At 67.0% G+C, this 25,507-nt stretch carries 24 protein-coding genes; 9 read left to right on the forward strand and 15 right to left on the reverse strand.

Annotation, left to right across the window (positions count from 1 at the left end; all coding sequences use genetic code 11):
- Positions 1-135 precede the first annotated feature (135 nt).
- Complete coding sequence (locus tag ACX12D_RS29570; RefSeq protein ID WP_459374596.1) at positions 136-780, forward strand: OmpW/AlkL family protein; 645 nt, start codon at positions 136-138, stop codon at positions 778-780.
- A 52-nt stretch (positions 781-832) separates the two neighbouring features.
- Here ACX12D_RS29570 and ACX12D_RS29575 read toward each other — a convergent pair whose 3' ends face one another.
- Both ACX12D_RS29575 and ACX12D_RS29580 read right to left on the reverse strand, forming a co-directional pair.
- Positions 833-1,528 (reverse strand): HD-GYP domain-containing protein, encoded by a 696-nt coding sequence (locus tag ACX12D_RS29575; RefSeq protein WP_459374597.1) that lies wholly within the window; start codon positions 1,526-1,528, stop codon positions 833-835.
- Between the two features lie 98 nt (positions 1,529-1,626).
- Positions 1,627-3,123, reverse strand: a complete 1,497-nt coding sequence (locus ACX12D_RS29580) for an AMP nucleosidase (RefSeq protein WP_441632696.1) — start codon at positions 3,121-3,123, stop codon at positions 1,627-1,629.
- Positions 3,124-3,296: 173 nt separating this feature from the next.
- Here ACX12D_RS29580 and ACX12D_RS29585 point away from each other — a divergent pair, with 173 nt between their 5' ends.
- Positions 3,297-3,686, forward strand: coding sequence for a GNAT family N-acetyltransferase (locus tag ACX12D_RS29585; RefSeq protein ID WP_459374599.1), 390 nt, complete (start codon positions 3,297-3,299; stop codon positions 3,684-3,686).
- A 54-nt stretch (positions 3,687-3,740) separates the two neighbouring features.
- Entirely contained in the window at positions 3,741-4,175 is a 435-nt protein-coding gene (locus ACX12D_RS29590) for an EamA family transporter (protein ID WP_150986453.1), read from the forward strand.
- A 33-nt stretch (positions 4,176-4,208) separates the two neighbouring features.
- Here ACX12D_RS29590 and ACX12D_RS29595 read toward each other — a convergent pair whose 3' ends face one another.
- Positions 4,209-5,210, reverse strand: coding sequence for an MBL fold metallo-hydrolase (locus ACX12D_RS29595; RefSeq protein WP_459374600.1), 1,002 nt, complete (start codon positions 5,208-5,210; stop codon positions 4,209-4,211).
- 92 nt (positions 5,211-5,302) lie between these two features.
- A complete protein-coding gene (locus ACX12D_RS29600; protein ID WP_459374601.1) occupies positions 5,303-5,896 on the reverse strand; it encodes a hypothetical protein in 594 nt (197 codons plus the stop codon).
- Positions 5,897-6,189: 293 nt separating this feature from the next.
- Here ACX12D_RS29600 and ACX12D_RS29605 point away from each other — a divergent pair, with 293 nt between their 5' ends.
- Positions 6,190-8,292: a ParB/Srx family N-terminal domain-containing protein gene (locus ACX12D_RS29605; RefSeq protein WP_459374603.1), complete on the forward strand. Its 2,103-nt coding sequence runs from the start codon at positions 6,190-6,192 to the stop codon at positions 8,290-8,292.
- Positions 8,293-8,350: 58 nt separating this feature from the next.
- Here the strand turns inward: ACX12D_RS29605 and ACX12D_RS29610 are convergent, their stop codons facing one another.
- From ACX12D_RS29610 to ACX12D_RS29620, 3 genes are all read right to left on the reverse strand, one after another.
- A complete protein-coding gene (locus ACX12D_RS29610; RefSeq protein WP_459374604.1) occupies positions 8,351-9,337 on the reverse strand; it encodes a Bug family tripartite tricarboxylate transporter substrate binding protein in 987 nt (328 codons plus the stop codon).
- Positions 9,338-9,412: 75 nt separating this feature from the next.
- Positions 9,413-9,793, reverse strand: a complete 381-nt coding sequence (locus ACX12D_RS29615; RefSeq protein ID WP_441632684.1) for an AtuA-related protein — start codon at positions 9,791-9,793, stop codon at positions 9,413-9,415.
- Positions 9,790-11,151 carry an acyclic terpene utilization AtuA family protein gene (locus ACX12D_RS29620; RefSeq protein ID WP_459374605.1) on the reverse strand — a complete coding sequence of 454 codons (1,362 nt, stop codon included), beginning with the start codon at positions 11,149-11,151 and terminating at the stop codon, positions 9,790-9,792. Before ACX12D_RS29620 ends, ACX12D_RS29615 begins: the two co-directional genes overlap by 4 nt.
- A 161-nt stretch (positions 11,152-11,312) precedes the next feature.
- Here ACX12D_RS29620 and ACX12D_RS29625 point away from each other — a divergent pair, with 161 nt between their 5' ends.
- Positions 11,313-12,209, forward strand: a complete 897-nt coding sequence (locus ACX12D_RS29625) for a LysR substrate-binding domain-containing protein (RefSeq protein ID WP_459374606.1) — start codon at positions 11,313-11,315, stop codon at positions 12,207-12,209.
- Between the two features lie 393 nt (positions 12,210-12,602).
- On the opposite strand, the gene ACX12D_RS29630 is transcribed toward ACX12D_RS29625, so the two are convergent.
- From ACX12D_RS29630 to ACX12D_RS29665, 8 genes are all read right to left on the reverse strand, one after another.
- Positions 12,603-13,370, reverse strand: a complete 768-nt coding sequence (locus tag ACX12D_RS29630) for an SDR family oxidoreductase (RefSeq protein ID WP_441632678.1) — start codon at positions 13,368-13,370, stop codon at positions 12,603-12,605.
- Between the two features lie 23 nt (positions 13,371-13,393).
- On the reverse strand, positions 13,394-14,530 hold the full coding sequence (locus ACX12D_RS29635; protein WP_459374607.1) for an ABC transporter substrate-binding protein: 1,137 nt from the start codon (positions 14,528-14,530) through the stop codon (positions 13,394-13,396).
- Positions 14,531-14,763: 233 nt separating this feature from the next.
- Positions 14,764-15,276, reverse strand: coding sequence for a DUF1269 domain-containing protein (locus ACX12D_RS29640; protein ID WP_459374608.1), 513 nt, complete (start codon positions 15,274-15,276; stop codon positions 14,764-14,766).
- Positions 15,277-15,518: 242 nt separating this feature from the next.
- Positions 15,519-16,955: an acetate kinase gene (locus ACX12D_RS29645; RefSeq protein WP_459374610.1), complete on the reverse strand. Its 1,437-nt coding sequence runs from the start codon at positions 16,953-16,955 to the stop codon at positions 15,519-15,521.
- Between the two features lie 105 nt (positions 16,956-17,060).
- Positions 17,061-18,329 (reverse strand): hypothetical protein, encoded by a 1,269-nt coding sequence (locus ACX12D_RS29650; protein ID WP_459374611.1) that lies wholly within the window; start codon positions 18,327-18,329, stop codon positions 17,061-17,063.
- A gap of 10 nt (positions 18,330-18,339) precedes the next feature.
- Positions 18,340-19,035: a C39 family peptidase gene (locus ACX12D_RS29655; RefSeq protein ID WP_459374612.1), complete on the reverse strand. Its 696-nt coding sequence runs from the start codon at positions 19,033-19,035 to the stop codon at positions 18,340-18,342.
- Positions 19,032-19,481 (reverse strand): hypothetical protein, encoded by a 450-nt coding sequence (locus ACX12D_RS29660; RefSeq protein ID WP_459376559.1) that lies wholly within the window; start codon positions 19,479-19,481, stop codon positions 19,032-19,034. Before ACX12D_RS29660 ends, ACX12D_RS29655 begins: the two co-directional genes overlap by 4 nt.
- A gap of 197 nt (positions 19,482-19,678) precedes the next feature.
- The gene (locus ACX12D_RS29665; protein ID WP_459374614.1) at positions 19,679-21,127 is read right to left on the reverse strand and encodes a hypothetical protein; all 1,449 of its coding nucleotides are present in this window, start codon (positions 21,125-21,127) and stop codon (positions 19,679-19,681) included.
- A 662-nt stretch (positions 21,128-21,789) separates the two neighbouring features.
- On the opposite strand from ACX12D_RS29665, the gene ACX12D_RS29670 reads away from it, so the two are divergent.
- Genes ACX12D_RS29670 through ACX12D_RS29685 form a run of 4 tightly spaced genes read left to right on the forward strand, consistent with a single transcriptional unit; the run spans position 21,790 to position 25,461 of the window.
- Complete coding sequence (locus ACX12D_RS29670; protein WP_441632664.1) at positions 21,790-22,569, forward strand: GntR family transcriptional regulator; 780 nt, start codon at positions 21,790-21,792, stop codon at positions 22,567-22,569.
- A 50-nt stretch (positions 22,570-22,619) separates the two neighbouring features.
- Positions 22,620-23,648: a tripartite tricarboxylate transporter substrate binding protein gene (locus tag ACX12D_RS29675; protein ID WP_459374615.1), complete on the forward strand. Its 1,029-nt coding sequence runs from the start codon at positions 22,620-22,622 to the stop codon at positions 23,646-23,648.
- A complete protein-coding gene (locus ACX12D_RS29680) occupies positions 23,645-24,952 on the forward strand; it encodes a 3-isopropylmalate dehydratase large subunit (protein ID WP_441632660.1) in 1,308 nt (435 codons plus the stop codon). Before ACX12D_RS29675 ends, ACX12D_RS29680 begins: the two co-directional genes overlap by 4 nt.
- On the forward strand, positions 24,949-25,461 hold the full coding sequence (locus tag ACX12D_RS29685; RefSeq protein WP_459374616.1) for a LeuD/DmdB family oxidoreductase small subunit: 513 nt from the start codon (positions 24,949-24,951) through the stop codon (positions 25,459-25,461). Before ACX12D_RS29680 ends, ACX12D_RS29685 begins: the two co-directional genes overlap by 4 nt.
- The last annotated feature ends 46 nt before the right edge of the window (positions 25,462-25,507 follow it).

The following is a 25,507-nucleotide window of genomic DNA, read 5'->3' on the forward strand; positions in this document are numbered from 1 at the left end:
GGGGACTGTCGCAACGCGGCGACGCATGCGCGTGTGCGCGCCACCGATGCCCATCTTCTTGCTCTCGGTCAAGGCTCGACCGGAAACGCTGCGCCACACTGTGCGTGAAGTTTCCTAAAACACGAGCCAACCATCATGAAGAAGCACCTGCCTACCCGTCTGTGCACCACCGCCATTGCTACCCTTGCCGTGCTCGGCGCCGTTGCCGCAACACCCGCTGCTGCTGCCGATGAAGCGCAGGGCAACTGGATGGTGCGCCTGCGCGGCACCTATCTCGACATGGCCGGCAAGTCCGACCCGATCGGCGGCGTTGGCGCCTCGGACCGCATCACGGTCAACAACAAGTGGATTCCAGAACTCGATGTCACCTACTTCTTCACGCCGCACATCGCCGCCGAGCTGGTGCTGACCGTGCCGCAGAAGCAGAACGTCTACCTGGATGGCAACAAGATCGGCTCCTTCACCCATCTGCCGCCGACGCTGCTGGTGCAGTATCACTTCATTCCCAACGGCACCTTCCGCCCGTATATCGGCGCCGGCCTGAACTTCACGCGCATCTGGGGCGCCGACATTGCCAACAATTCGCTGTCGCTCGATAGCTGGAGCGTGGCGCCGGCCCTGCAGATCGGCATGGACTACAAGCTCACCAAGAACTGGTTCCTCAATGCCGACGTCAAGAAGGTGTGGCTGTCGAGCGATGTGAAGGCGGCCGGCGTGAAGGTCTCGAACGTGAGCCTGGACCCGTGGCTGTTCAGCATGGGTGTGGGCTACCGCTTCTGACGAAACGCGGAACGGCACGCCACCGCACAACGAGCGCGCGGCTGATACCGCGTCAGGCTCTGGCTGGGCGCGGGATCTGCCGCAATGCGTTGCGACTCAAGCCATAGAAGCGCGCGACCACGGCCAGCTCCGGGCCAGCATCAAGCAGCGCTTGCGCTGATTGCCGGCTCTGCAGTATCTGCGGGATGTTGGCGAGAAAAACGCTCGCCACGCCCGGGTCGAAATGCGTGCCGGAACCTGCCGAGACAATCGACAACGCATCGTCGTCGCTCATGCCGGGACGATAGCAGCGCGACTCCGTCATGGCATCGAACGCGTCGGCGAGCGCCACGATACGCGCGGCCAGCGGGATCTCCTTGCCGGCCAGGCCGCGTGGATAGCCCGTGCCATCGAAACGCTCATGGTGATGGTGCGCGACTTGCGCCGCCAGACGCATCAGCGCGTCCGCGCTGCCCGCAAGTATATTCGCGCCGATCTCGGCATGCCGCTCGATCACCTGCCGCTCTTCAGGGAGCAGCTTGCCAGGTTTGAGCAGAATGGCATCGGGGATAGCGAGCTTGCCCACGTCGTGCGCCGGCGTGACGAGCCGTATGCGCTCGCAGTGCGCCGCATCCAGCCCGAGCAGATCGGCTAGGCAGGCCGCGATCGTCGCGGTGCGAACGAGATGGCCCGATGCATGCGGGTAACGCAAGCAGCCCGCGAGCGTCAGGCTGGCCAGCGTCATAACCGCATGGGGATTCGTAGTCATGGTGCTGAAGCTGGGCGAAGCGCGAGATTCTATGCCTGCCAAGGCATATCGCCAATAGCGGATGGCGAACCGCCTTCGTGGCCGCGCATTTCGCCTGCCTACCGGAACGCCGGCTCGTCAAAACTACGCAGCTTTCGCGAGTGCAGTTGCTCGGCACCGCCCTCGCGCAAGATGCGAATCGCCTCCAGCCCGATCGACATATGCTGGCTCACCCGCTGCCGATAAAACGCGTTGGCCATGCCGCGCAGCTTGAGTTCGCCATGCAGCGGCTTGTCGGACACGCATAGCAAGGTGCCATACGGCACCCGCAGGCGGAAGCCGTTGGCCGCGACCGTGGCGCTTTCCATGTCGATGGCAATCGCGCGCGACTGGTTGAAGCGGGCGTACAACGCCTTGGACTTGAGCTCCCAGTTGCGGTCGTCGGTGGAGACAACGGTGCCGGTGCGCATGCGGGTCTTCATCTCGTTGCCGGACAAACCCGTCACGCGCACCACGGCCTCTTGCAGCGCGACCTGGATCTCGGCGATAGGCGGCACCGGCACCCAGGGGGGCAGGTCGTGATCGAGCACGTGGTCGTCGCGCACATACGCGTGCGCCAGGACGTAGTCGCCGAGTTGTTGCGAGCGGCGCAGGCCGCCGCAGTGGCCAACCATCAGCCAGCAGTGCGGGCGCAGCACGGCAAGGTGGTCGGTCATGGTCTTGGCGTTGGACGGGCCCACGCCGATATTGACCAGCGTGACACCGAGATTGTCCTCGCGCACCAGGTGGTAGGCGGGCATCTGCGGCAACGCGCGCGGGCGCAGCGCGTCGTCAGGTTCGGCCTCGCCGCGCTCTTGCATCACATCGCCGGGTTCGACGAAGCGCACGTAGCCATCCGCGCCTTGCGCGTCTTCGGCGGCCATCAGCGAGCGGCCGAGCGCAATGAATTCGTCGACGTAGCGCTGATAGTTGGTAAACAGCACAAAGCGCTGGAAATGCTGGGGCGCGGTGCCGGTGTAGTGATAAAGGCGCTGCAGTGCCAGGTCCACGCGCTCGCCGGGAAACATCGAGAGCGGCCAGGCTTCGCCGGGCACCGGCTCATAGGTGCCGTTGGCGATGGCGTCGTCGATGCGGCTCAGCTCGGGCAGCACGAACGAGGCTTCGAGCTCGCGCGCCTGGGTGTAGCTGATGTCCGTGGTGGAGGCTTCGATGACGAACGGCAACGGGATCGGGCGGCGGCTGACGCCGACCACCACGGGCACGCGGTGGTAGCGTATCAGGCGCTCGATCTGGTCGCGGTAGTAATCGGCCAGCAGTTCGGGGCGGGTGACCGTGGTGCCGTAGACCCCGGGGTAGGCAACCGTGCCCCAGGATGGCCGGCTGTCGGTGACCATGGTTTCGAGATTGACCGAGATGCCCAGGTAGGGGTAGCAGGCATGTGCCGCGGACGGCAGCGGCTGGCCCTGGGCGAAGGCATCGAAGCGCGCGCGGATCGCGCCGACCGAGGCATCGTAGATTTCACGGATGCGGGCCAGCGCCGCGTCGGCGTCGGAGAACTCGGCCAGCTGATCGGCCGGATGGGCGGAAGAGAAGATCGAGGCATTCATGGGAAACATGATACCCCGCTACAGAGCGGAAGCAACATGGCCTGCCGCAAATTGACGGGCCTTCGCGCGCTCGCTACACTGCCTGCAGTCTTTTTTGCGGCCCCGCGTCGCACTCGCCTCGTGACGCCCCCCATTAGAAGGGCAGCGCCGAGTTGCCGTATCTGCTTGCATTGGGAGCCCCGATGGAAATCCGCAATCTGCTGCCAGAAGAGATCGAGGCGGCCAGACAACTCCTTGCGGCCAACGGATGGGCGCACCGCGTTGCCAACACGGAACGCTTCGCCCGGCTGATCGCCAACTCGCAACGGGTGGTGGTGGCGGTCGATAACGGAGAGATCGTGGGTTTCGCGCGGGCGCTGTGCGACGACATCTCCAACGGTTACCTGTCGATGATCGCGGTGACGCCGAGCCATCGCCGCCGCGGCATCGGCCGGGCGCTGGTGCGCCACATCGTCGGCAACGATCCCGATATCACCTGGGTGCTGCGCGCCGGACGCTCGTCCGAGGCGGCCTTCTTCGGGCAGCTCGGCTTTGTGCCCTCGCTGGTGGCCATGGAGCGCCGGCGCATCTGAGCCGGGCCCGGCGGGCTGGCCTGCCGCTCAAACCTTCATCGTGCACAACAACACATGGCCTCATCCACCGGTTGGTTTCATTGGGCGTTGCTGTCGGCCGTATTTGCCGCGCTGACGGCGATCTTCGCCAAGATCGGGCTGGAAGGCGTCAACTCGGACCTTGCCACGCTGGTGCGCACGGCGGTGATCATCGTGGTGCTGAGTTTTTTCGTGGTGCTCACGGGCAAGTGGAGCAACCCGCTTGCGCTGTCGCCGCGGACCTGGATCTTCCTCGTGCTCTCCGGCCTTGCCACGGGCGCCTCCTGGGTGTGTTACTTCCGGGCGCTGAAGATTGGCGATGCTTCGAAGGTGGCGCCGGTGGACAAGCTGAGCCTGCTGCTGGTGGCGGTGTTCGCCGTGATCTTTCTCGGCGAACGCCCCAACCTGCGCGAGTGGGCCGGCATCGCGCTGGTTGGCGCCGGCGTGCTGGTGCTGGGGTTCAAGCGCTAAGAGGCAACCCCGGCACATGGGGGCGCATCGACATTACCGGTCCGTGCGCAGCGGCCCGTATTCCACCGGCACCCAGGCGTAGCCCTTGCTCTCCACGCGCACATGGCCGATCCCCGGGAACGGCAGGTGGGCGCCCGCCACCCACAGCTTGCCGCGCGCGGCATCGGCGAAAATCTTCTTGCGCGTGCGCACCGCCTGCGTGCTGTCCACGTCGAACTCCAGCGCCACTTCCGGGCGGCGGAACTGCACCGCATGGCTGTGCACGATATCGCCCCACACCAGCAGGCTTTGATCGCCTGACTTGAACAGGTAACCGCTGTGGCCCGGGGTGTGCCCGTGCGCCGGCACCGCGCTCACGCCCGCCACCAGCTTGTCGCCGGCGCCGAAGGTGCGCAGCCGGCCGGCGGCCTGGTAAGGGGCGACGGCGGCGCGCGCCATGGCGAAAAAGGACTGCGCGTCCTGCGGCGCGCGCGCGGCGGTGGCTGCGTCCAGCCAGTAGCCCGCCTCGACCTTGTCGACATACACGGTGGCGTTGGTGAAAACGGCCTTGCCCTCGGCCGTCAGGCCGCACGCGTGATCGCCGTGCATATGGGTCAGCAGCACCGTATCGACCTGGGCGGGGTTGTAGCCCGCCGCGCGCAGGTTCTCGACGACGCGGCCCAGCGTGGGGCCAAAGCAAGCCGCCGTGCCGGTGTCGACCAGGATCAGGTTGGCGCCGGTGTTGACCAGGTAAGCGTTGACGGCGGTCTGCATGCCGGGCGTGGAGGCCACGAACATGCGCGCGAGCAGGCCTTGTACCTCGCCCGGGCTGGTGAACCTGAGCACCTTGGTGTCCAGGTCGACGTAGCCGTCGTAGAGCGCGGTGACCTCGAACTGGCCCAGCATCATGCGGTAGTAGCCGGGCACCTGGGTCCTCTGCTGGGCCGGCGGGGCCGCTGGCGCCTGGACCTGCGCCAGCGCGGGCAGGCCGGCAAGGGCGAGGGCGCAGATCATCGAAAGCGAAGCCAGGCGGCCAGCAAGGCAGGGCGAAGTCATGGGTCGGTCCTTTGGTCCTTTGGTCCTTTGGTCCTTTGGTCCTTTGGTCCTTTAGGGGAGCAAGCCAGGCAAGGCCACGTGCCGCTGCCTGATCAACGGCTGTTCTGCGCCGCGCGGGAACGCAAATACGCCAGCGCCGGTGCCAACTGTGCCAGTGCCGGAGCCTGCGCGCAAACGTGCGATGCGGTGCTCCAGGGATAGGGCAGGCGGGCCAGCCAGCCGTCGAGCACCTGTTGCGCGGCGTCGGCGGGCAACACCTCCATGGCCTCGATCACGATGGTGAGTGCCTGCACGCGCCGGGCACCATCTTGCCCGGAGAATTCCCATGCGTAGCTGCCGCAACCCACGCGCACGCCACCGCTGGCCTTGTCGGTCATGCCAACCAGCCAGTCGCAGCCATAGCGTTGCGCGTCGGCTGCGGGCGGGGCCTCTGCCAGGCAGAACGTGTAGACGTTGTCGTAGCTCTGGCCAAAGCGCCGCACCAGCACGTCGCTGATCGTGGCCAGGCCTTCGCTGCGCGCCGGGAACGCGATGGCCTCGGACTTGACCGTCATCTCCAGCGTGGCATCGGCAGCGAAGGCGTGCGCCATCAGATGGGGGCGGTTCTCGTCCTTCGCGCGGATATAGGTGCGGATCAGGGCCTGGGGATCGAGCGAGCCGGGATACGTCGATGCGGGTGCGTTCATGCGTGCCTTGGGTGCGCCTGCGGCTGGCCAGAGGCTGCCGCACGGCCGTCGTTGATGGATTGGCGGCATGGTAGCCCGTCTCCCGCGCCAGCGGTGGCGCGGCCCTCCCGCCAGCAAGGTTGCTTCGGAATGCGCCGGTTCCCGCGATCGCAGCGGCCTGGTTGCCTTTGCTTCAAGACCTTTCGTCACGAGCACGTCATCAAGCCGACATAGATTGTGGCCCTGCCGCCGCCCGCCCCCACAGGCGGGCGGCAAACGAGAACAAACGAGAACGACGAACGGGTGAAAGATCGATGATCAAGCGAAACCGATGGGCTGCAGTGGCCTGTACCCTGGCAACGGCAGCGCTGGCCGCCTGCGGCGGCGACGGCGACCAGACGCAGGCTGCACAAGCGGGCAGCGGCGGCAGCACCGGCGGCAATGGCGGCGCGGTGACGCAGCCGGCCGCGCTTACGCCGCTGGCGGGCGGCTCGCTCTATGTCGGCGCGGTGAGCTTCGGCGATACCGTGTCGGTTGCGCTCGACCAGCCGGCCGCCGGCCAGGTCACGCTGCGCTTTCTCGATTCGCGCTTTGGCCTGGGCGGCACGCTGGTGGGCAGCTACACGCGTAGCGGCGACACCTACAAGGTCACCAAGCTGGCGGCAGCCAGTGCCGACGTGCCTGCGGCCCTGGCCACCGCCGCGAGCGCCATCAGCTTTGAGTTCGTGGTCGATGCCGGCGTGCTGTCCGGTGCGCTGGGCCAGGTGCCCAACCTCCTCGCGGGTGGCGGCGCACTGCTCCAGGGCCACGTGAGCGCGGCCAACAAGGGCGCGCAGCTAAGCGATGTCGCGGGCGTCTACAACTATCTGCGCCAGGCAGGCACCACGGCCGCCGTGGGACAGGTCAAGATCTCCGCGGACGGGAAGGTGCGCGCCTGCGCCGGCGCCGCCTATGCCGACAATTGCGCCGGCGGCGAAAGCGGCACGCTCGCCGTGGACGCCGACCAGCAGCGCTTCCCCGGCGCCTTCGCCGTGACGCTGGGCGGCAGCAAGATCGGCCGCCTCTTTGTGGCACGCCAGGATGGTCAGGCAACGCTGTTCGTCGACGAGGCCGCCAGCAATGCCGACGGCAGCCCGCGCAACGGCAGCTGGGTGCTCAAGAGCACGCAGGCCATTGCCGCCGGCGCCGCCGACGGGGACTGGCTGTGCGCCGAGCCCGAGCTGGACGACGGCAACGCGGCCACTGGCCGCACCCGCCGCAACATCGTGTCGATCGCGGGCAACCGGCTCGCCGCCGACAATATCGCCACGGACGTCGCGCTGAACTACAACGCAGCCATCGGGGCCGGTGGCGCCATCGCCACCGGTGCCAACGGGCTGGTGTCCGGGACCTGGCAGGACACCGCCGCCGCCCAGCCGCAAGCCGCCTCGCTGGCGCTGCTGCCGGTCACCGCCAAGCTGGCCTACCAGCTGCGCGACGTACCCGGCGCCAAGCGCCGCCTCCAGGGCGTTTGCACGCCGCTGGCCGCGCAAACCCCGACCACCACCTACCTGCAAGCCAAGGCCGGCGATATCGTGCAGGTCACGCTGGCCGACCTGCGCCCGACCCAGCCGGCCATCGGTTTCGACCAGATCTACTACAAGCTGGGCCGCTACGCGGCCGACCCGGCCAAGAAGTTCGACGATGCCTGCGAGGCCAACGGCCAGAACAAGGCCAGCGCGACGACCGCTGCGTCGCGCCTGGACAACCTCGCCTCCTTCACCTGCACCAAGGCGGTCGGCAACAAGCCAGCGGATATGAAGACCATGGTGATCGGCCCGGCGGGCAAGCCGTACCTGACCGATGGCCATCACACCTTCACCAGCGTGTGGGAAGCTGCCGACGGCGGCCCGCAGGCGAAGATGTGGATCAAGGTGCAGGACAACCTGGCCACGCAGGACCGCGCCACGTTCTTCCGCACGCTGCGCGAGCGCAAGCTGATGTGGCTGAAGGACACCGCCAACCGCCCGACCACGCCGGCCGAACTGCCGCCGGCGCTCGGCCTGCGCAACGGTCTGGGCAACGACCGCTATCGCTCGCTGGTGTATTTCACGCGCGACATCGGCTACCAGCAACTGGCGGACGCCACGGAGTTCACGGAGTTTTACTGGGGTGACTGGCTGCGCCAGCGCGTCAAGCTGGACAACTACCGCCTGGACGACACCACGAGCTACCTGAGCGCCGTGCGCGCAGCGGCCACCGCCATGGTGGCGCTGGCCCCGGCCGATCCGGTGAGCAACGGCAAGACCGCCGCGGCGCTGGGCGGGCTGACGGTGCTCAACGAGACGGAGTTCACGGCGCTGTCGCAGCCGGTGGGCAGCGCCAAGCCCGGCAAGCTGCCGTATGCGGTGGGCTACAAGGCGACGCTGGCCCAGTAAGCTGGCCCGGCAGCCTCGCCGTGCAGGTGGATCGCACGGCGAGGCCGCCGGCCATGCCTTACTCAGGCTGGATGTTGGCGGCCTTGATGATGCGGCCCCACTTGGCCGATTCCTGCGCCTGGAACTTGGCCAGCTCCGCGGGCGTGCTGGTGAACACGTCGGTGCCGGTGGACTGGTAGAAGTTTGCCGCCGTCTCGCTCTTGGCAGCCTTCACCAGCAGGGCGTTGAGCTTGTCCACCACCGGCTGCGGCGTCTTGGCCGGCGCGTAGGCGGCGAACCAGTAGCTCATCTCATAGCCTTTGACGCCGGCCTCGTCGATGGTCGGCACACTGGGCGCCAGCGGCGAGCGCGTCTTGCCCGACACACCCAGCGCCTTGAGCTTGCCGCTCTTGACCTGGGGCAGGCCGGTGGCGGTATCGGTGATCATCATCTGGATCTGGTTGCCCAGCAGGTCGGTGATGGCCAGCGGGTTGCTCTTGTAGGGCACGTGCAGCAACTGCACATGCGCCATCTGCTGGAACAGCTCTCCGGCAATGCGCGAGGACGAGCTGCCGCTGCCAAAGCTGAGCTTGCCCGGCTCCTTCTTGGCCAGCGCGATGAATTCCCCGACATTGTTGACCGGCAACTGCGGGTTGACCACCATGATCTGGCCGCCACGGCCCAGCGCGGTCACCGGTACGTAGTCCTTGACCGGATCGTAGGGCAGCTTCTTGAACAGATGCTCGTTGGCCGCATGCGTGGTGTTGGTGCTGATCAGCACGGTATAGCCGTCCGGGCTGGCCTTGGCCACGTCGCTGGCAGCGATAAAGCCGTTGGCGCCGGGCTTGTTGTCGACCACCACCGTCACCTTGGCATCGACCGTAATGGCCTGGCCGATCGCGCGGGCGAGCTGGTCCGTGGCGCTGCCGGCGGCGAACGGCACCACAAAGCGAATCGGCTTGTCCGGAAACTCCGCCTGCGCCGGGCCGGCCAGCAGCGCGAGCGCCGCGGCGGCGATGCCGGTGACCACCTTCAGGCGGGAAGCGGGCTTGGTGTATGCGGACATTTTTGGTCTCCTGTTCGAATCTGGAATCGTTCTGGTTTGTCGCTTTACTTCGGTGTTCTGCTTCGGTGTTCTGCTTCAGCCGGCGCCGGCCAGCCGCGGGGGCAAAGGGATCTCCAGTTGCAGCAGCAGGAAAGACAGTGCCTTGCCGTGCGTATCCAGGTTGAGGGCATCGTTCACGCCGCCATCGAGCACGCCGTCGATGACGAAATTCATCGCCTGCAGCGAGGACACCAGGTAGCGCTTGACCGCCGCCGGCTGGCGGTGGCGGAACAGCGCCGCCACCGCGTCCTCGGTGACATGCGCGACAAGGTGGTCGAAATCGCGCGCGTCGTAGGCAATCACGCTGATGTTGGAGCGATCCCCCTTGTCGCCCGTGCGTCCGTGCGCGAGCTGGTAGAGCGCGATGGTGGCAGGGGTAGCGGTTGCGGTAGCGGTTGCGGTAGCGGTTGCGTTCATGGCAGCAGGGAGTGGCTTGCGGTGACGGCGCTGCGCGGCACCAGGCAGGACATGGCGTTCAGCCGCGCGCGCAACGCGGTGCGCACACCGCCGCCGCCGGCGGGGCCGCACGTGTACAGCGCATTGACTTCACGCAGCAGCGCTTCGGCCACGGGCTTGTCCTCGTGCGCCAGCGCGGCGCGCAGGCGCACGTCCTGCGCCTGTGCCTCGCCGGGTTGTGTTTGTTGCAGCAGGCGGCCGCCATCGTCGGCAAAGACGCTCAGCACACCGATCAGGTCGAAGCGGATCGGCACCGCATGGCCCAGCAGTTCCATGCGTTTGCGCACGATCTGCGCAGCCAGGCGCGCGCGCGCCGCAGCGTTCGGGCCGGCGTAGGAGATCTCGCCTTCCGCGATCCAGCCGCCTTCGTAGAACAGGTTGGCCTTGAGCTGCTCGGGCCGCTCGCGGCCACGCACATTGCGCACCGCCACGCGGTCCGGGCCGATCTGCTCGACCGTGGCCGCGCTGATGTCGGCGATGACGTCGGGCGTCAGATAGGCGGCGGGGTCGTGCACTTCGTAGAGGAGCTGCTCCTTGACCGTGCGCAGGTCCACGCAGCCGCCCGTATCCGCCGCCTTGCTCACTTCGATATTGCCGTCTTCGTCCAGGCGCACGATGGGATAGCCGACGGCGTGCACATCCGGCACGTCCTTCATGCCGGGATCGGCGAAATAGCCGCCGGTGACCTGCGCCCCGCATTCCAGCAAATGCCCGGCCATGGTGGCGCGCGCCAGGCGGTCCCAGTCCTGCCACGACCAGCCAAAATGCGCCATGGCCGGGCCCACCGCCAGCGCGGGATCCGCCACGCGGCCGCACACCACGACCTGCGCGCCGGCGCGCAGCGCATCGGCAATGCCCCGCGCGCCAATGTAGGCGTTGGCGCAAACGAAGCGTGCCTCGGGAAAGCCCGCGCCCACAATCTTGCGCAGCACCGCTCGGCCCGCATCGTGCGAGAGATCGTCGCCCTCCACCACCGCCACCCGTGGCGGTGCCAGGCCCAGCTCCGCCGCCAGCGCGCGCACGCGCTGCGCCGCAGCATGGGGATTGGCCGCACCGAAATTGCCGACGATGGGAATGCCGTTGGCCAGGCACAGCCCCAGCACTGGCGCAAGCAAGGCGTCGAGCAGGGGCTCGTAGCCGTGGGCGGGATTGTTGCGGCGCGCCAGCTGGGCCAGCGCCAGCGTGCGCTCGGCCAGCGTCTCGAACATCAGCACGGCCGGCCCGCCGGCTGCGATCAGCGTGCGCACCACGGGCAGGGCGGCGTCGGTGCGGTCGCCGGAGAAGCCGGCGCCGGAGCCGATCAGCAAAGGGGCGGTCATAGGATGAAAGCCTGGTGAGAACCGGGTGAACAAAGGCTGGCCGCGCGCGGGGTTGCGGGCCAATGCGGCTATTCTAGACGTACCGCCGTCAACCAAAAAGCGGATAATTTGGATTAATCTATCGACTTTCCAGATTAAATCGAAGCCGCTGGCGCTTGCCAATGAACCTCTCCGTCAAACACCTGCGCGCCTTTGTGGCCCTGGTCACGCACCGCAACTTCACCCGCGCGGCGCAGGCCTGCCACCTGTCGCAATCCGCCTTCAGCGCGCTGATCCAGACGCTGGAGGAGCAAGCCGGCACGCGGCTGTTCGAGCGCACCACGCGCCACGTGGAACTCAGCGTGGAAGGACGGCGCTTCGAAGACGTGGCGGCGCGGTTGCTAGCCGATTTCGAGACCGCCTTCGCGGAGCTGCGCGACCATGCCGAACGCCGCAAAGGACGCGTCTCGATCGCCGCGCTGCCCTCGCTGGCGGCAGGCGACCTGCCGCCGATCCTGGCCGCCTTCCACCAGCGCTACCCCGGCATCGCCATCGAACTGTTTGACCTGCTGGCGGACGGCTGCATCGACCTGGTAAGGCGCGGCCGCGCGGATTTTGCGCTGGCGCCCGCTCCCGCGCAGGATAGCGACCTGCGCATCGAGCCCCTGGTAACGGACACCTTCCACCTGGTCTGCCCCGCGGGCCATCCCCTCGCCAATCGGCGGCGCGTGACCCCGCAAGCGCTGGCCGGCCTGCCCTTCATCCAGCTATCCCGGACCAGCAGCGTACGCCAGCACCTGGACGCCGCGCTCCATCCGCTCAAGCTCAACGGGGTCATGGAAGTGGAACACCTGGCCACCGTCGCCGCGCTGGTCGCGGCCGGACTTGGCGTGACCGTGGTGCCAGCGCTGGCGCTATTCCAGTTCCAGCAAGAAAGCCTGGCCATCCGGCCCATGCAGCTGCCATCGCTGGTGCGGGAGATTTGCCTGGTGCGCTTGAAGGAGCGGGGAGATTCGACGGCGGCAGCAGCGATGATCGAAACGCTGCAAGCACATTTCAAGAAGGGCAAGGCAACCTGAACAGGCGGCGCTCACAGACCCGCCGAAACCAACAAGATCGGCAACGCCACCGCAACAACGATGTAGCCGTGATGCCCGCCCCCAGGCGGAAATCACCCCAACGCGATGCGAAGCGAGCCGTGAAGGTGTGCCAAGGCCGTATGGGGCGCCTCGGGCTTCGGCGAAAAGAGCGGAAAAGAGGGACCCATGTCTGAGTATCGCCTTAAGGCGATGCGAGTTTGGGTCCCGGCCGCTCTTTTCGCCGAAGCCCGAGGAGGTAGTCGCCCCATCCGGCGCGCCTTCTTTGCCTACTTTCTTGGCAAGACAAGAAAGTAGGTCGCCGCCCCGCAGGGGTGGTGAAACTGCAGTTGCCTTTGACTTTAAGCAGCTGCACCCAAAACCCAATATCAAAAATCAAAAATGCGCCAGATACCCCCCATCCACCGCCAAAACATGCCCAGTCACATATGAAGCCGCCCCCGAAGCCAGAAAAACCACCGCCCCCGCAATCTCCTCCGGCTGCCCCCACCTCCCAAGCGCTGTCCTCTGCCGCAACCACTCGGCAACGCCAGCATCATCCACCATCGGCTGATTGGGCTCGGTAGCAAAATACCCAGGCGCAACCGCATTCACAGTCACCCCGTCGCGCCCGAGATCCGCTGCCATGGCGCGCGTCAGCGCATCGAGCCCACCCTTGGTAGCGGGATACAGCACATCGTTGGCACGCGCCACCTGCCCCGCAATCGAGCTGACATTGACGATGCGCCCGTAGCGCCCGCGCCGCATCAGCTGCGCCGCGTGGCGGCACAGGGCGTAGGGCGCCACCAGGTTGGTCTCCAGCATCTCGCGCAGGTCCGCCGCATCCAGGTGCGCCATATTGCTGCGGTTGCGCGCACCGGCGTTGTTGACGAGGATATCCAGGCGGCCATGCGTGGCATCGATGTGGGCGAAGGCGGCGTCGACCGCGGCTGCATCGGTGACGTCGAGCACCAGCGGCTCGGCGCGGCCGCCGTCGGCGGCCAGCGCGGCAACGGCGGCATGCACGCGCTCGGCATTGCGCGCGGCGACGATGACGTGTGCGCCGGCTTGCGCCAGCCCGGCGGCAATCGCCTGGCCCAGGCCTTGCGCGCCGCCGGTGACCAGCGCCACGCGGCTTTCGAGGGAAAAAGGTAAGGTAGCCATGCGGCGACTATACCGCAGCGGGCCTAGCGGATCAGCTTGCCGGTGGACGACACGATCGACATTTCGACAAACGACGAACCCGTATGCCGCGTCGGGCTGTAGCTGATCAGGATGCCGCCGAGGTCATAGTCGCGCAGGCTCTCCAGCGCGCCGACCAGCCGCTCGCGCGTCAGGTCCGGCCCGGCACGGCGCAGGCCCTCCACCAGCACCTTGGCCGACATGAAACCCTCCATGCCGGCATTGCTCGGGTCCACGCCTTGCTGCCGCGCCAGGCTGCGGTATTCGCTGGCAATGCTCATCTGGCTGGAGTTGGTGCCTGGCACCACCTGCGTGATGATCAAGCCGCGCGCATCCTCGCCGAGCTCCTTGATAAAGGAATCCGCAGCATTGTTGGACAGCGTGACGAACTGCGCCTGGCTGCCGCCGCGGCGCAGCTCCTTGATCAGGCGCGCCGCCTCGGAGCCGGAGCCGATGACCAGCACCGCTTGCGGATTGGCCTTGTTGATGGCGGCGACACCGGCCTGGATATCGCCCATCGGGCGCGCATACGAGGCACTGGCCGCCGGCTGCACGCCACGCGCCTGCAGCGCGGTGCTGAAGCCTTCGAACACGTCCTGGCCAAAGCCGTCGTTGGCGTAGAAGATGGCGATGCGGTTCATGCCCGAAGTGGCAAGATGGTTGATTGCGCGGGCCACCTCGTCCTGGTACTTGGCACGTACGTTGAACACGTAGCGGTTGACCGGGCGGTGCAAGGTGATGGCGCCGGTCAGCGGCGCCACCAGCGGCACCTTCTCGGCGTTGACGATGGGCAGGATGCTTTCGTTCTGCGGCGTGCCGCGCACCATGAAGAGCGCGAACACCTTGTCTTCCTGGACCAGCTTGCGCACATTGTCGGGCGTGCGCTTGGCGTCGAAACCGTCGTCGTACGTCACCAGCTCGATGCGCCGTCCCCCCACGCCACCGTTGGCATTGACCGTTTTCAGGTAGACCTGCGCCCCGGCGATCTGCTCTTTGACCGAGCCCGCCACCGGCCCGGTCACCCCGGCCGATTGCCCGATCTTGATGGTGGTCCTGGTGACCCCTTGCTCGGCCTGTGCCAGCGGCGCAAGCCCACCCAGCGTGGCGGCCAGCAGGCCGCACGCCATCCATGTTGTCTTCATCTCCGACCCCTCGTTCGTTGGCGAATCTTTTGCTTTTGTCATGCGCGCCACGGATAGGCGCGGCGACAAGCAAATTACCTCAAAGCAAGGCGATTCGGCAAATCGCTGTTGCGAACGCGCTCAGGAGGGGAAATAGCGGGCGCCGGCCCGCCGGGGCAGGCGGCCCTCAGGCCGCCGGGCCCCGGCGTGACAACGGGACAGTCCTGCCCGTCAGGGCAAGCGCAGGGGAGAACTCAGGGAAAGGCAGGTACGGCGGGATCCAGCCCGGCGAAGCGGGCTTCCGGATGGGTCGATTGCAGCAGCGCTTCGATTTCCTCGACGCGGCCACGCGGCACGTCCACCATCAGCAGGATCTTGCCTTCCTCGATGTCCTTTTCGAACGCCTTGTGCCGGCTGTTGGGCGCGGAGCAGCCGATCATGCTGGACGCCCAGGCGCCGAACACCGCGCCCAGCACCGCCAGCACGCCGACCAGGCCCCATTGCGGGGTCTCGCTGACGATCGGGAACATCGCCACCAGCGCACCCGCCACGATGCCGATGCCGCCGCCCACCATCAGCCCCATCTCGGCGGCATGGACGATATCGGAAGTCTGGAACAGGTTGGCTTCATGCAAGCCGCTCATATCGGCGCCATCGCGCGCGACAAAGTGGATGTGGCTGTTCTCGATGCGAGCCAGCAGCAGGTCGTCCATGGTGCGGCGAGCACTCACCAGATCGGGCAACAACCAGAAGATACGTTTGCGCATGACTCTCTCCTCGCTTCAGGCCACGTCAGGCCGTTTCGGACTATCCCGGCAGCGGTGTGCATGCGGAGTCGCCTTCACGCAACCATGCCAAGCCAGATGGTGGAGGTGCATCCGTATCCGCCCTGGGGACGGGTTTTTTCATTTGTACGCCAGTCGCGGGGGGAGCGCAAGGCAACATCGCAGCGATGCCGCCCACGCGTCACCTCGCGCCGTTTTCCTCCTGTCCGAGTGCGCCGCTTGCATCAGAATGTGATCGGCAAGCGCACGGTTACCGTCAGGTTTGGCGTATCGGTGGTAAGCCCGGCGCCGACCGATACGTTCAGCGTGTACCGGCTGTTGAAGCGATAGGAATAGCCCACCAGCAAGGTGCCTTGCGTCACCCGCACCGAGCCCGGCACCGTCGAGCCGTTCTGCTTGGTCGGCCAGATGATGCTCTGGTCGTAGCCGATACTGAATGAGGCATGCTCGTTGAGCGAGAGGCCGATACCGAAGTTGAAGCCGAAGATGTCCCCCGGCGCGATCTTGCCAAGCGACTCCTGTTGCCCGTTCAGTACCGTGCGACTGACATTGTCCCGCGCGAAATTGTGCAGATAGCTGAAGGTGCCGAAAAACACCGCCGGGTCGGTCGGCAACAACCACGTAATGCCCGGCTGGATCGCCTGGAAGCCGGTACCCGTGGGCAGCCCCAGCGGCAAGCCGGTGCCGGTGGTATTGCCCACGCAGCGCGTCACGCAATCGGTCACCACATCGAAGGGGCTCTTGCCGGTGGCGGACTTGTAGCGCAGCCAGCCGATGAAGTACGGCATTTTCTCGTTGCCGTAATTGATCTGGTAGCGCACTGTGGCTTCCACGTCGCCCAGCCCCCTGCCGCTGGCATTGAAGACGTTATCGACCGCTGTGCCGGTGAAGACTTCACGGCTGATCGTCGAGCCGGAACTCTCCACGTAAGGCACCTTGGCCTCGATCTCCAGGCGCTTGGTGAGGCCGTAGCGAAACGCGACGGCTTCGATGTAGGTCGAGGTCTTGACCTCGCGCACATCGATCAGGCCGATCAGGATCGCGGGGATGATGGTGTAGCCAACCAGCGCCACCCGGTTGCTGGACGAATATCCGTACTGGAAGCTTGGCTCGACCACCAGCTTGCCAGCGGGTGTCAGCACGCCGGGCTGGTCGAAGATCGGCGCGATCGCAGGCGGGGCCGTGTTGGCCTCGGGGGGTTTGCCCACCGGCTGCTCGTCGCCGGCGACGGCCATCTGGGTGCTGTCCTGCGCACCGCTCTGGTTGTTGTTAGGGGGACTGTCGCTGGCTTGCGGCAGGTTGTTGGTATTGGGCAAGCCTTGCGTGCCCGCCGAGCCGGCAGCGGCGGCGGCGGCATTGGTGGCGGTATCTCCTGGGGTCACGCCGCCAGTGCCAGGCGCGCGCTGGCCGCCGCGCTTTCTTGCCAGCACGTCGGTGCCCAGCACGCTGCGCAACTCGCGGATGGTGGCCTCCTGCTCCGCCATCGAGCGCTTCATCTGCTCCAGGGTGGCGGCCTGCTCGGTCACCTCCCGCTTTAGCGCTTCCAGCTTTGCCGCCGCTGGTCCTTCGTCGGGGGGGGTCTGGCCCTGTGCCATCCCGCCCAGCAACAGCAATGTCGAACACCCGGCCTGCCGGATGCCTCGCAGCGACCCATTTTTCATTTCGCCTTCCTCCCCCGGACGGAGGACTCCCTCGTACAGGAGTCCGCAACCTGCTTAACCCATACTGCCTCTCTCTTTGCGCAACTTGCTGCCAGTCGTCCGTCTTCAATGCCTGCCGGCTGCACTGAGCAATGCACTGTTCAACGTCGCGTTGGCCACCTGGGCGCGGAATGCCTGCAAGGTGTTAACCCCTGCGTTGATGGTCACCAGGTTCTGGATCGATTGATTGTTCAACGTGTTCTGAATCACCGTCACCGGCGCACCGGCCAGCATGCTCGCCGCGGCGCTGTTGCCCGGCCCGTTCTGGATCAGGCTCAGCACGCCGTTGGTGGTTACCGTGGCACCGGCCGCCGCGATCGCTGTCGCCGGCAGGCTGGTCACCACGGTGCCCGCGCTGGCGCTGGCGCTACCGCTGGTGCCGGTACTGCTACTGCTGCCTCCTGCTGCGCTGCTCCCGTTGGCCCCGCTGGTGCCGGCCGTCACGGGATTGGAAGCCAGCGCGTTGCCCACGGCCGTGGCCGCCGCCGCCCCGGCGCCGGTCGCCACACCGAGTGCCGCGGCCAACCGTGTCGCTTGATCGGCGGTGATGCGGCTCACATCGGGAATAGTAAGACTGGTTGACACCACCAGCGCCCCGTTGATGAGCACGGAGCGTTCGATACCGAACGAAACCTGTAGCCCACCGCCAACGTCGAAGCCGCCACGCAGGTCATCCAGGCGCTCCTGCGCCACGGGCTTCCAGCTCGCCATGGTGGTGCGAGCCGCGTGCACCTGCGGTGCCGGTGCTTGCGCGCGCACGGCTTCAAGCCTCGCGATGGCGGGGTCGCCGGACGCCTCGGCGGCCGGACGCGCGGCTGCGGCAAAGCCGCCGCGCAGGTCTTGCAGGTGTTCGTCCGCCACCGGCTTCCAGGCAACCGTGTCGGCCGGCGCCGCCGGCGGTGGTGCCGCGGCCTGGAGATCCTTGGTATCCGATGGACCGGTTGGCCCGGATGCGGCCTCGAGCGCGCCACTGCTATCTGCCGCGGCATCCGGCGCGGCATTCGGTGCGGCTTCGGCGGGGTGGTCCACCAGGGGCGCCTCAATGGGTTCTTGCTGGGCCGGCGTCCGGCCGGCCATGCTGCCGAGCGCGGCAGCCAGGTAGGGGTTATCGGTCCGGCTATCGGTCCGGCAATCGGATTGCTCCGGCACGGCCGGCGCTGCGGCAAGGCCAGCGGGCCCGGACGCGCTTTGCAAGTCGAGCGCCTCGATCCCGGTGCCTTCGTCGGCCCGCGCTTGCCCGGCGCAGGCCAGGCCAGCGCCAAGCAACACCACCGCGGTGGCCGAACCAGCCCGGCCGCGGCGGCGCTGCGCTGGCTTTGAGGATGTCTGGAACATGGTACGTTCCTTAGAAATCGCTACCGCCATGCGAAGGCATGACGGTGAAGAACAGACTATCCCGGTTGATGCCCATCGAATAAGGGCCGCTTGGCGCTATGCGCCAGTCGGCCGCGAGATTGAACCGCGCCGATTCCTCGCGGTTGTGAATGACGAACAGCAAATGGCTGTCCCAGATCTGCTCGAAGTGCTCGCGCGACAGCGCGCGCGTGCCCAGCGCCGGATCTCCGACCAGCACGCGGTTGCCGTGCACGCCCTTGACCACGACGAAATGGTGGTAGCCGTTTTCGATCACCAGCACGATGGCCGGGATCTGGGTTTCCTCCAGCTTGGAAAGCGGCAACTCATAGCCGTCGGCCAGGAAGCCGCGCGACTCCAGGAAGCGTTTCATGTCCAGCAGCGAGAAGCCCTCCTGCCGGATCTTGGCTTGGTCGCCGTTGACGTACATGTCCTGGAACACCGTCTGCTCGTTGACCGGATAGCCATACTGGTAGGTGAGCAGTGTCGCCACGGCGGCGGAGCCGCAACTGAAGTCGTATTGCTGGCGAATGGTGGTCTTGTACCGCGCCTCCTTGAGGCTGGTCACGCGTACGTTGTAGTAGTTGCCGCCATCGCCCGTGACGACGGCGTAGTCGGCCCAGGCCACCGGTGCGCTGGCCGAAGCCAGCAGCAGCGTGGCCTGCAAGAGCAGCTTGCGCAGCGTCATGGCTTGAACTGAACGTTAATGATGGTCGCGTTCTGGATCAGCACATTGGAACCCGTGTTCTGGATCACGGTAGGCAAACCCGCGGCACTGGCGAAAGACCCTTCGGCAATGCTGTTGGAGCCACTGATCACACGGTTGGCGCTGTTGTCCGCCACCGTGCCGGCCAGACGCATGTCATTGACCACGAGCTCGGAGCCGCCACGGATATCCTGCAGTTTGTCGCTGCCGACAGGCTTGCCGAGACCGGCGAGAACGCCGCGCTCACGTGCGGTCGCGGCAGGTATTTGGTCCGGTGCCGCCGCGCTATGTTCCGTGGCGGTGCCGGTGTTGGCCGCGGGCACTGCGGCAGATGGCCCCGCGGGCTGCGGCTCGGCGCAGGCCTGCAGGCCTGGCCAAACCAGGATTGCTGTCGTCATCGCGATGACAGCGGAGCGGACCGATCGCATTGGTGTCTCCTTCAGCCTTCTGTATGCCGTCCCCATCCTGGCGGCCACGCAAAAGACGAGTGGACTCTTCGTCGAATGGGGCATCCCGGACACGAGCAACGCGCCGGAATGCCCTAAGTTGCCGGAGTCAAGCCATGCCGGCGGGACGTGCGTGCGGGCCATCCACCCGCTGCGCACGCCACCGCCGCGCACTTGCCTTACTTGCCGACCGCCAGGTTGGCCTGGACGTTGACGCTTTGTTGCACCAGCGAAGCGAAGCCGCTGTTTTGGTTGGCGATCATGATGCCCGCCGCCGACTGACCAACGCTGGTCATGGTGTTGGACATATTGAAGGTGCCAGCATTGACAGAGTTGCTACCGCCGGCACCGCCGGCACCGCCCACTGCGCCATTGCCGGTACCACCGGTGCCGCCCATGCCCACGCCGCCAGCGCCACCGCCGCCGGATGCCGCACCAACCGCGCCGTTGCCGGCCGTTGCGCTGCCGTTGCTGGCCATGGTCGATGCGCCGCCATTGGTCGCGCTGCCGCCTGCACCGCCGTTACCGCCCACGCTGGCTTGGGCACCGCCCGCGCCGCCCGTGCCGGTAGCTGCGCCGGCAGTAGAGGTTGCCGCGCCGCCGCTACCCGAGCCGCCTGCGCCGCCCGTGCCGCCGGCTGCACCGCCGGCAGCCACAGCCGAGCCAGCGCCGCTGGAGCCACCGCCGCCACCCGATGCCGTTGAGGCGCCGCCGGCCGCAGTAGCCGTACCGGCACTGCCGTTGCCACCACTTCCATTGTTGCCCTTGGCTTTGCTGTCGCCACCGAGGCCAACGCTTGCCGCAAGCGCGCCACCGCCGTCACTGCCGGCACTACCGCCCTTGCCGCCGCCGCCCGTCTTTGCCGCGCCAAGCGCGCCGCCGCCGTCACTGTAGACACCGCCGCCCTTGCCACCCAGGCCAGCACTGCCAGCGAGCGAATCGCCACCAGACGCCTTGGCGTTGCCGCCGTCGCCGCCCCAGCCAACGGCCTTGCCGCCGTTGCCGCCGTCGCCTGCACTGGCGCTGCCGTTGGAGGCATAGCCCGCGGTGGCGCTGCCATTGGTAGCCGAACCGCCGCTGCCGCCGCTGCCGCCGTTGCCGCTGTTGCCGCCATTGCCACCAGTGCCGCCCTTGCCGGTGCCACCATAACCAGCGCCGCCCTTGCCACCGGCGCCGCCATTGGCATTGCCGTTGTTGGTGGCAACGTTGCCGATACCGCCGATCGAGATGCCGCTCACCGAGCCAGACAGCTTGCTGATGGCGATGGCCTTGCTACTGTTGAAGGAGTTGCTGAAGTTGGCGGTGGCCGTGCTGCCGTTGTTGGCGCCAGCGTTGCCATAGCCGTCGTCGAAGGTGACCTTGCCCTTGTTATCGGCGTTGGTCTTGGTAACGGTGGTGTTCTTCGTCGAGGTCTTGGTGTCTACCTTGGTGTGAGTGCTGGAATCCTGCCACGCCGTGGAGTTCTCGTTTGCCGCAGCGCCACTACCGGACTGAGTTGAAGTTGCAGTGGCCGTTTGTGTGTTACTGCCAAATGATTTCGCGCTATTGTTGTTCGTCGGATTGGCCCAGGCCTGACCGCCAGCCCCAAGGGCTAACGCAATCGCCGACGCAAGTAAGGTCTTTTTCATACAAAGCTCCCAGGAGGATGTCACAGCGGCTCAGCCTCGCACCGGCACTCGGGGAGAATGCCGGCCAGAGGCTCAGGTCCGGCATTCCGCCAAACCAGCCTCTCATTGCGCATAATCAGTGCCAGGGAGCGGCTCAAATCCAGCAATCCCTTGAAGCACAAGGGCTACAAAGCCATCAAATCAGCCTTTCTCTAGCTTCCTGACGACAGGCGTGGGCGCCGCCGCTGTGAACCGCACACGACATGTCACACGGCTGTGACACGGCCGGACGCACTGCATGGACGGGCTTTCCCCGGGATAGCCGAAAATTCCCTGCTATCAGGCCTTTAGCGGGGTTCCTAAGGAAAACCCTTGGCCGCAAGCGCTGTATCAGGAATGAAACATGGCTCGCTGCCGGTGCGCTGGTCGCCGCTCGCGACGGGTCTCAAGCCTTCAGATGACACCCGGCCGTTGCAGTCAGGCACGGCATGCGTTGCCCCGCCGCGCAGGGGGTTTAATGTATGGTGATTGCGCTGCATGCTGCCTATGCGGTGCGCGCGCGCAACGCCTTCGCAACGTTTAAGTAACTAATAAGCAACATGTGACAACATGACTAGGCTCTATGTCTGATTTAAAGTACATTAAGGCTAATTCAAACCTGTCGCCCAATCGCAAGGGAAACCATGAGTGAAGCCGTCGTTCCCCTGTATCACCAGATTTACGTGGTACTACGCCAACAGATCGTGGAAGGCCGCTTTGGTCAAGGCCCGTTGCCCGGTGAAATCGACCTCGCCAAGCAGTTTCACGCCTCGCGCGTGACCATGCGGCGCGTGTTCGATCGCCTGGTGCAGGAGGGGCTGGTACGCCGTCACCGTGGTCTTGGCACCTTCGTCAACCCGCATCCGATCAAGCCGGTCACGCTCGGCGACCGGCCCGGCAGCCTGCTCGACAACATCATCGACATGGGCCAGAAGACCTCGGTCAAGGTGATCTCGATCGACGATGTGCATGCCACCCCGGAAGTCGCCGAAGCGCTTGGCCTGCAGCCGGGCGACCCGGTGGTCAAGGTGGTGCGCGTGCGTCACTACGGCAGCCGCCCGCTGTCGCACATCACGGCCTATCTGCCGGCCGACCTGGGCCGCGGCCTGAACCGCAAGGATCTCGAGATCACGCCGATGCTGCGCCTGCTCGAGGCCGCAGGCGTGCAGCTTGGGCGCGCCACCCAGACGCTCTCGGCCCGGCTGGCCGACGTGGTGGTAGCGCCGCTGCTGGACGTGCCGGTAGGCGGTGCGCTGCTGGCGGTGCGCCGCGTGGTGCTGGACAAGGCTGGCCGCCCGGTGCAATTCCTGCTCGGCCAATACCGTCCGGACCGCTACGAGTACCGCATGGAGCTGTCTCCCGCCGGCGGCGACAGCGCCAACGTATGGGTGGAGCGCGAAGCACGAACGGGGCTGCGCGAGTAAGAAAAGCAAGCGATACTGCACGCTCACGATCTTCCTGGAAGGAAACCGCGATGCCTGCACCCCGCATGGGCCGACCACGCTCCCAAGCGCTCACACACCCCTCGCGCCGCAAGGCAATGCGCGGGCTGCTCGGCGCCGCCGCCAGCCTTGCCTTGCTTGCGCAGGCGCCGTCGGCGCGCGCCCAGGTGGCCGGGCGCAAACCCATCCGCATCCTGGTGGGGGCGCCCGCCGGCGGTACCACGGACACGCTGGCGCGCACCATCGCCCAGGAGATGTCCCGGGAGCTGGACCAGCCTGTGCTGGTGGAAAACCGCCCGGGTGCCGGCGGCAATATCGCCGCCGACCTGGTCGCCAAGAGCGCACCCGACGGCACCACCTTGCTGATGAGTTTCACCAGCCACACCATCAACGCCACGCTGTACAAGAAGCTGCCCTTCGACCCGGTCCAGGATTTCACGCCGATCACGCTGGTGGCGACCGTTCCCAGCGTGCTGGTTGCCTCGCCGAGCCTCCCCGCGAATAACATCCCGGAATTGATCCAGCTGGCCAAGAGCCGGCCGGGTAAGCTGAATTTTGCGATCGGCTCGGTGGGTTCGTCCGTGCACCTGGCCGGCGACATGTTCAAGATGATGACGGGCACCTACATCGTCAACATCCCCTACAAGGGCACCGCGCCGGCCATTACCGACCTGCTCTCCGGCCAGGTCGACCTGATGTTCGCCAGTACCTTCAACGTGCTCCCGCACGTCAGGACCGGGAAACTCAAGGTGCTTGGCGTCACCAGCCCGGCGCCGCTGCCGCAGTTCCCCGGGGTCGCGCCGATCGGCGCCACCGTCAAGGGGTTCGAGTCCAGCGCTTGGTTCGGCCTGTTCGGCCCCGCTGGCCTGCCGCCGGACGTCTTGCAGGCGCTCTACCAGGCTGCCCGCAAGGGCCTTGAGGCGCCCGCGGTGCGCAAGCGCCTGGAGCTCGACGGCGCGCAGCCGGTCGGCAATTCGCCAGAGGCCTTTGCCGCCTTCGTGCGCAATGACATCAAGCGCTGGGCCAAGGTGGTCAAGTATTCGGGAGCCACGCCGGAATGAGACCGCTTGCCGGCCCCGCCCACACGCCGGCCACGTTGGCGCAGAAGCTGGTTGCCCGGGCTGCCGGCCTGGAGACGGTCACGCCGGGCACCATCGTGACGTGCCGGGTGGACCTGGCCATGTCGCACGATTCCAGCGGCCCGCGCCGGGTGGCGCCGCTGCTGCGCGAACTGGGCGCCAAAGTGTGGGACCCGGAGCGCTATGTGGTGGTGACCGATCACTACCTGCCCGCGGCCGATCCCGAGGCAGAGGCCATCGTGCGCTTCACCCGCGACTGGGTCCGCGAGGCGCGCCTGCCCCACTTCATCGACGGCGAAGGCATCTGCCACCTGGTATTGCCCGAACACGGCCACGTGCTGCCGGGACGCTTCATCGTGGGCGGCGACAGCCACAGCCCCACCGGGGGCGCGTTCGGGGCCTATATGTTCGGCATCGGCGCGACCGAGATGGCTGGCGTGCTGGCCACCGGCGAGATCTGGTTGCGCGTGCCGCATACCATCCGCCTGCAATGGGACGGCAGGCTCTCTGCCGGGGTTTGCGCCAAGGACATCATGCTGTTCCTGTGTGGCCGGCTAGGACTGGACGGCGGCCGCTATGAAGCCATCGAATATACCGGCGAGGCCGTGATGGCCCTGCCCATGCAGGAACGCATGACGCTTGCCAACATGAGCGCGGAGCTTGGCGCACAGACCGGCCTGATCGCGCCCGACGCCACCACGCAGGCCTGGCTGGCGCAGGCCGGCGTGCCCGCCGCGACGCTCGACGCCATCACACTCTCGCACTGGCGCACCGAGCCGGGCGCGCCAGTGCTGGCGAACCACCGCTTCGACGCGGCCGCGCTGGCGCCGCAGGTAGCCGCGCCGCATTCGCCGGCCAACACCGGCCCGGTCGACCAGGCCGCCGGCCAGCGCGTGGACATCGCCTACCTGGGGGCCTGCACCGGCGCCAAGCTGGAGGACCTGCGCATGGCTGCCAGCGTGCTGCGCGGCCGGCGCGTGGCGCCGGGGGTCACGCTGCAGGTGGCGCCCGCCTCGCGGCGCGACCAGCGCCAGGCCGAGAGCGAGGGCACGCTGGCCATCCTGCTGGATGCCGGGGCGCAATTGCTGCCCAATGCGTGCAACGCGTGCGCGGGTTATGGCCCTTCCCGCTTTCCTGCCAACAGCCGCGCCATCGCCTCGACCGCGCGCAATTTTGCCGGCCGCATGGGCGAGAGCGGCAGCGCGGTCTGGCTGGCTTCGCCGCTGACCGTGGCGGCGTCCGCCGTCACCGGAAGCATCACCGACCCGCGCGGGTTGCTGCCATGAGCCCAGCCCCCATCCCTCCCCTTCCGGGCGGCCGGATCTGGCGCTTTGGCGACAACGTCGATACCGACCAGATGGCACCCGGCGCCCATATGAAGGGCGGTGTCGAAGAGATTGCCCGCCACTGCCTGGCCGGGCTGCGGCCCGAGTTTCCAGCCGCGGTGCGCCCCGGCGACCTGCTGGTGGCCGGGCGTAATTTCGGCGTGGGTTCCTCGCGCGAGCAGGCACCGCAGGCACTGCGCCATCTCGGCCTGGCCGCGGTGATCGCGCCGTCTTTCGCCGGCCTGTTCTACCGCAATGCGATCAATCTGGGCCTGCCGGCGCTGATCTGCCCCGATGTCACACGCCTGGTGGATGGCGGCACGGCGCGGCTCGAGCTTGCGCAGGCTTGCCTGATGCTGCCCGATGGCAAGCGCGTGGCGTGCGAGCCGATCCCCGAATTTCTGCGTGCCCTGCTGCAGGCCGGCGGGCTGGTGCCGCATTTGCGGGCCAGGCTGGCGGCGCAGCGCTAAAGGTGCCCGCACAGGCAGCCGCTCGGGCAGCCGCACAGCCAGCCGC

This window comes from Cupriavidus sp. PET2-C1, from assembly GCF_054515855.1.

What these genes read in the sequence shown, in the direction of transcription:
- ACX12D_RS29600 (WP_459374601.1), bottom strand. Translation starts at nt 5,896, where the DNA reads ATGAACGCACCCGCATCGACGTATCCCGGCTCGCTCGATCCCCAGGCC.
- ACX12D_RS29590 (WP_150986453.1), top strand. Translation starts at nt 3,741, where the DNA reads ATGGCCTCATCCACCGGTTGGTTTCATTGGGCGTTGCTGTCGGCCGTA.
- ACX12D_RS29595 (WP_459374600.1), bottom strand. Translation starts at nt 5,210, where the DNA reads ATGACTTCGCCCTGCCTTGCTGGCCGCCTGGCTTCGCTTTCGATGATC.
- ACX12D_RS29575 (WP_459374597.1), bottom strand. Translation starts at nt 1,528, where the DNA reads ATGACTACGAATCCCCATGCGGTTATGACGCTGGCCAGCCTGACGCTC.
- ACX12D_RS29665 (WP_459374614.1), bottom strand. Translation starts at nt 21,127, where the DNA reads ATGAAAAAGACCTTACTTGCGTCGGCGATTGCGTTAGCCCTTGGGGCT.
- ACX12D_RS29650 (WP_459374611.1), bottom strand. Translation starts at nt 18,329, where the DNA reads ATGTTCCAGACATCCTCAAAGCCAGCGCAGCGCCGCCGCGGCCGGGCT.
- ACX12D_RS29640 (WP_459374608.1), bottom strand. Translation starts at nt 15,276, where the DNA reads ATGCGCAAACGTATCTTCTGGTTGTTGCCCGATCTGGTGAGTGCTCGC.
- ACX12D_RS29670 (WP_441632664.1), top strand. Translation starts at nt 21,790, where the DNA reads ATGAGTGAAGCCGTCGTTCCCCTGTATCACCAGATTTACGTGGTACTA.
- ACX12D_RS29655 (WP_459374612.1), bottom strand. Translation starts at nt 19,035, where the DNA reads ATGACGCTGCGCAAGCTGCTCTTGCAGGCCACGCTGCTGCTGGCTTCG.
- ACX12D_RS29570 (WP_459374596.1), top strand. Translation starts at nt 136, where the DNA reads ATGAAGAAGCACCTGCCTACCCGTCTGTGCACCACCGCCATTGCTACC.
- ACX12D_RS29585 (WP_459374599.1), top strand. Translation starts at nt 3,297, where the DNA reads ATGGAAATCCGCAATCTGCTGCCAGAAGAGATCGAGGCGGCCAGACAA.
- ACX12D_RS29675 (WP_459374615.1), top strand. Translation starts at nt 22,620, where the DNA reads ATGCCTGCACCCCGCATGGGCCGACCACGCTCCCAAGCGCTCACACAC.
- ACX12D_RS29580 (WP_441632696.1), bottom strand. Translation starts at nt 3,123, where the DNA reads ATGTTTCCCATGAATGCCTCGATCTTCTCTTCCGCCCATCCGGCCGAT.
- ACX12D_RS29610 (WP_459374604.1), bottom strand. Translation starts at nt 9,337, where the DNA reads ATGTCCGCATACACCAAGCCCGCTTCCCGCCTGAAGGTGGTCACCGGC.
- ACX12D_RS29645 (WP_459374610.1), bottom strand. Translation starts at nt 16,955, where the DNA reads ATGAAAAATGGGTCGCTGCGAGGCATCCGGCAGGCCGGGTGTTCGACA.
- ACX12D_RS29605 (WP_459374603.1), top strand. Translation starts at nt 6,190, where the DNA reads ATGATCAAGCGAAACCGATGGGCTGCAGTGGCCTGTACCCTGGCAACG.
- ACX12D_RS29680 (WP_441632660.1), top strand. Translation starts at nt 23,645, where the DNA reads ATGAGACCGCTTGCCGGCCCCGCCCACACGCCGGCCACGTTGGCGCAG.
- ACX12D_RS29630 (WP_441632678.1), bottom strand. Translation starts at nt 13,370, where the DNA reads ATGGCTACCTTACCTTTTTCCCTCGAAAGCCGCGTGGCGCTGGTCACC.
- ACX12D_RS29660 (WP_459376559.1), bottom strand. Translation starts at nt 19,481, where the DNA reads ATGCGATCGGTCCGCTCCGCTGTCATCGCGATGACGACAGCAATCCTG.
- ACX12D_RS29625 (WP_459374606.1), top strand. Translation starts at nt 11,313, where the DNA reads ATGAACCTCTCCGTCAAACACCTGCGCGCCTTTGTGGCCCTGGTCACG.
- ACX12D_RS29635 (WP_459374607.1), bottom strand. Translation starts at nt 14,530, where the DNA reads ATGAAGACAACATGGATGGCGTGCGGCCTGCTGGCCGCCACGCTGGGT.
- ACX12D_RS29620 (WP_459374605.1), bottom strand. Translation starts at nt 11,151, where the DNA reads ATGACCGCCCCTTTGCTGATCGGCTCCGGCGCCGGCTTCTCCGGCGAC.
- ACX12D_RS29685 (WP_459374616.1), top strand. Translation starts at nt 24,949, where the DNA reads ATGAGCCCAGCCCCCATCCCTCCCCTTCCGGGCGGCCGGATCTGGCGC.
- ACX12D_RS29615 (WP_441632684.1), bottom strand. Translation starts at nt 9,793, where the DNA reads ATGAACGCAACCGCTACCGCAACCGCTACCGCAACCGCTACCCCTGCC.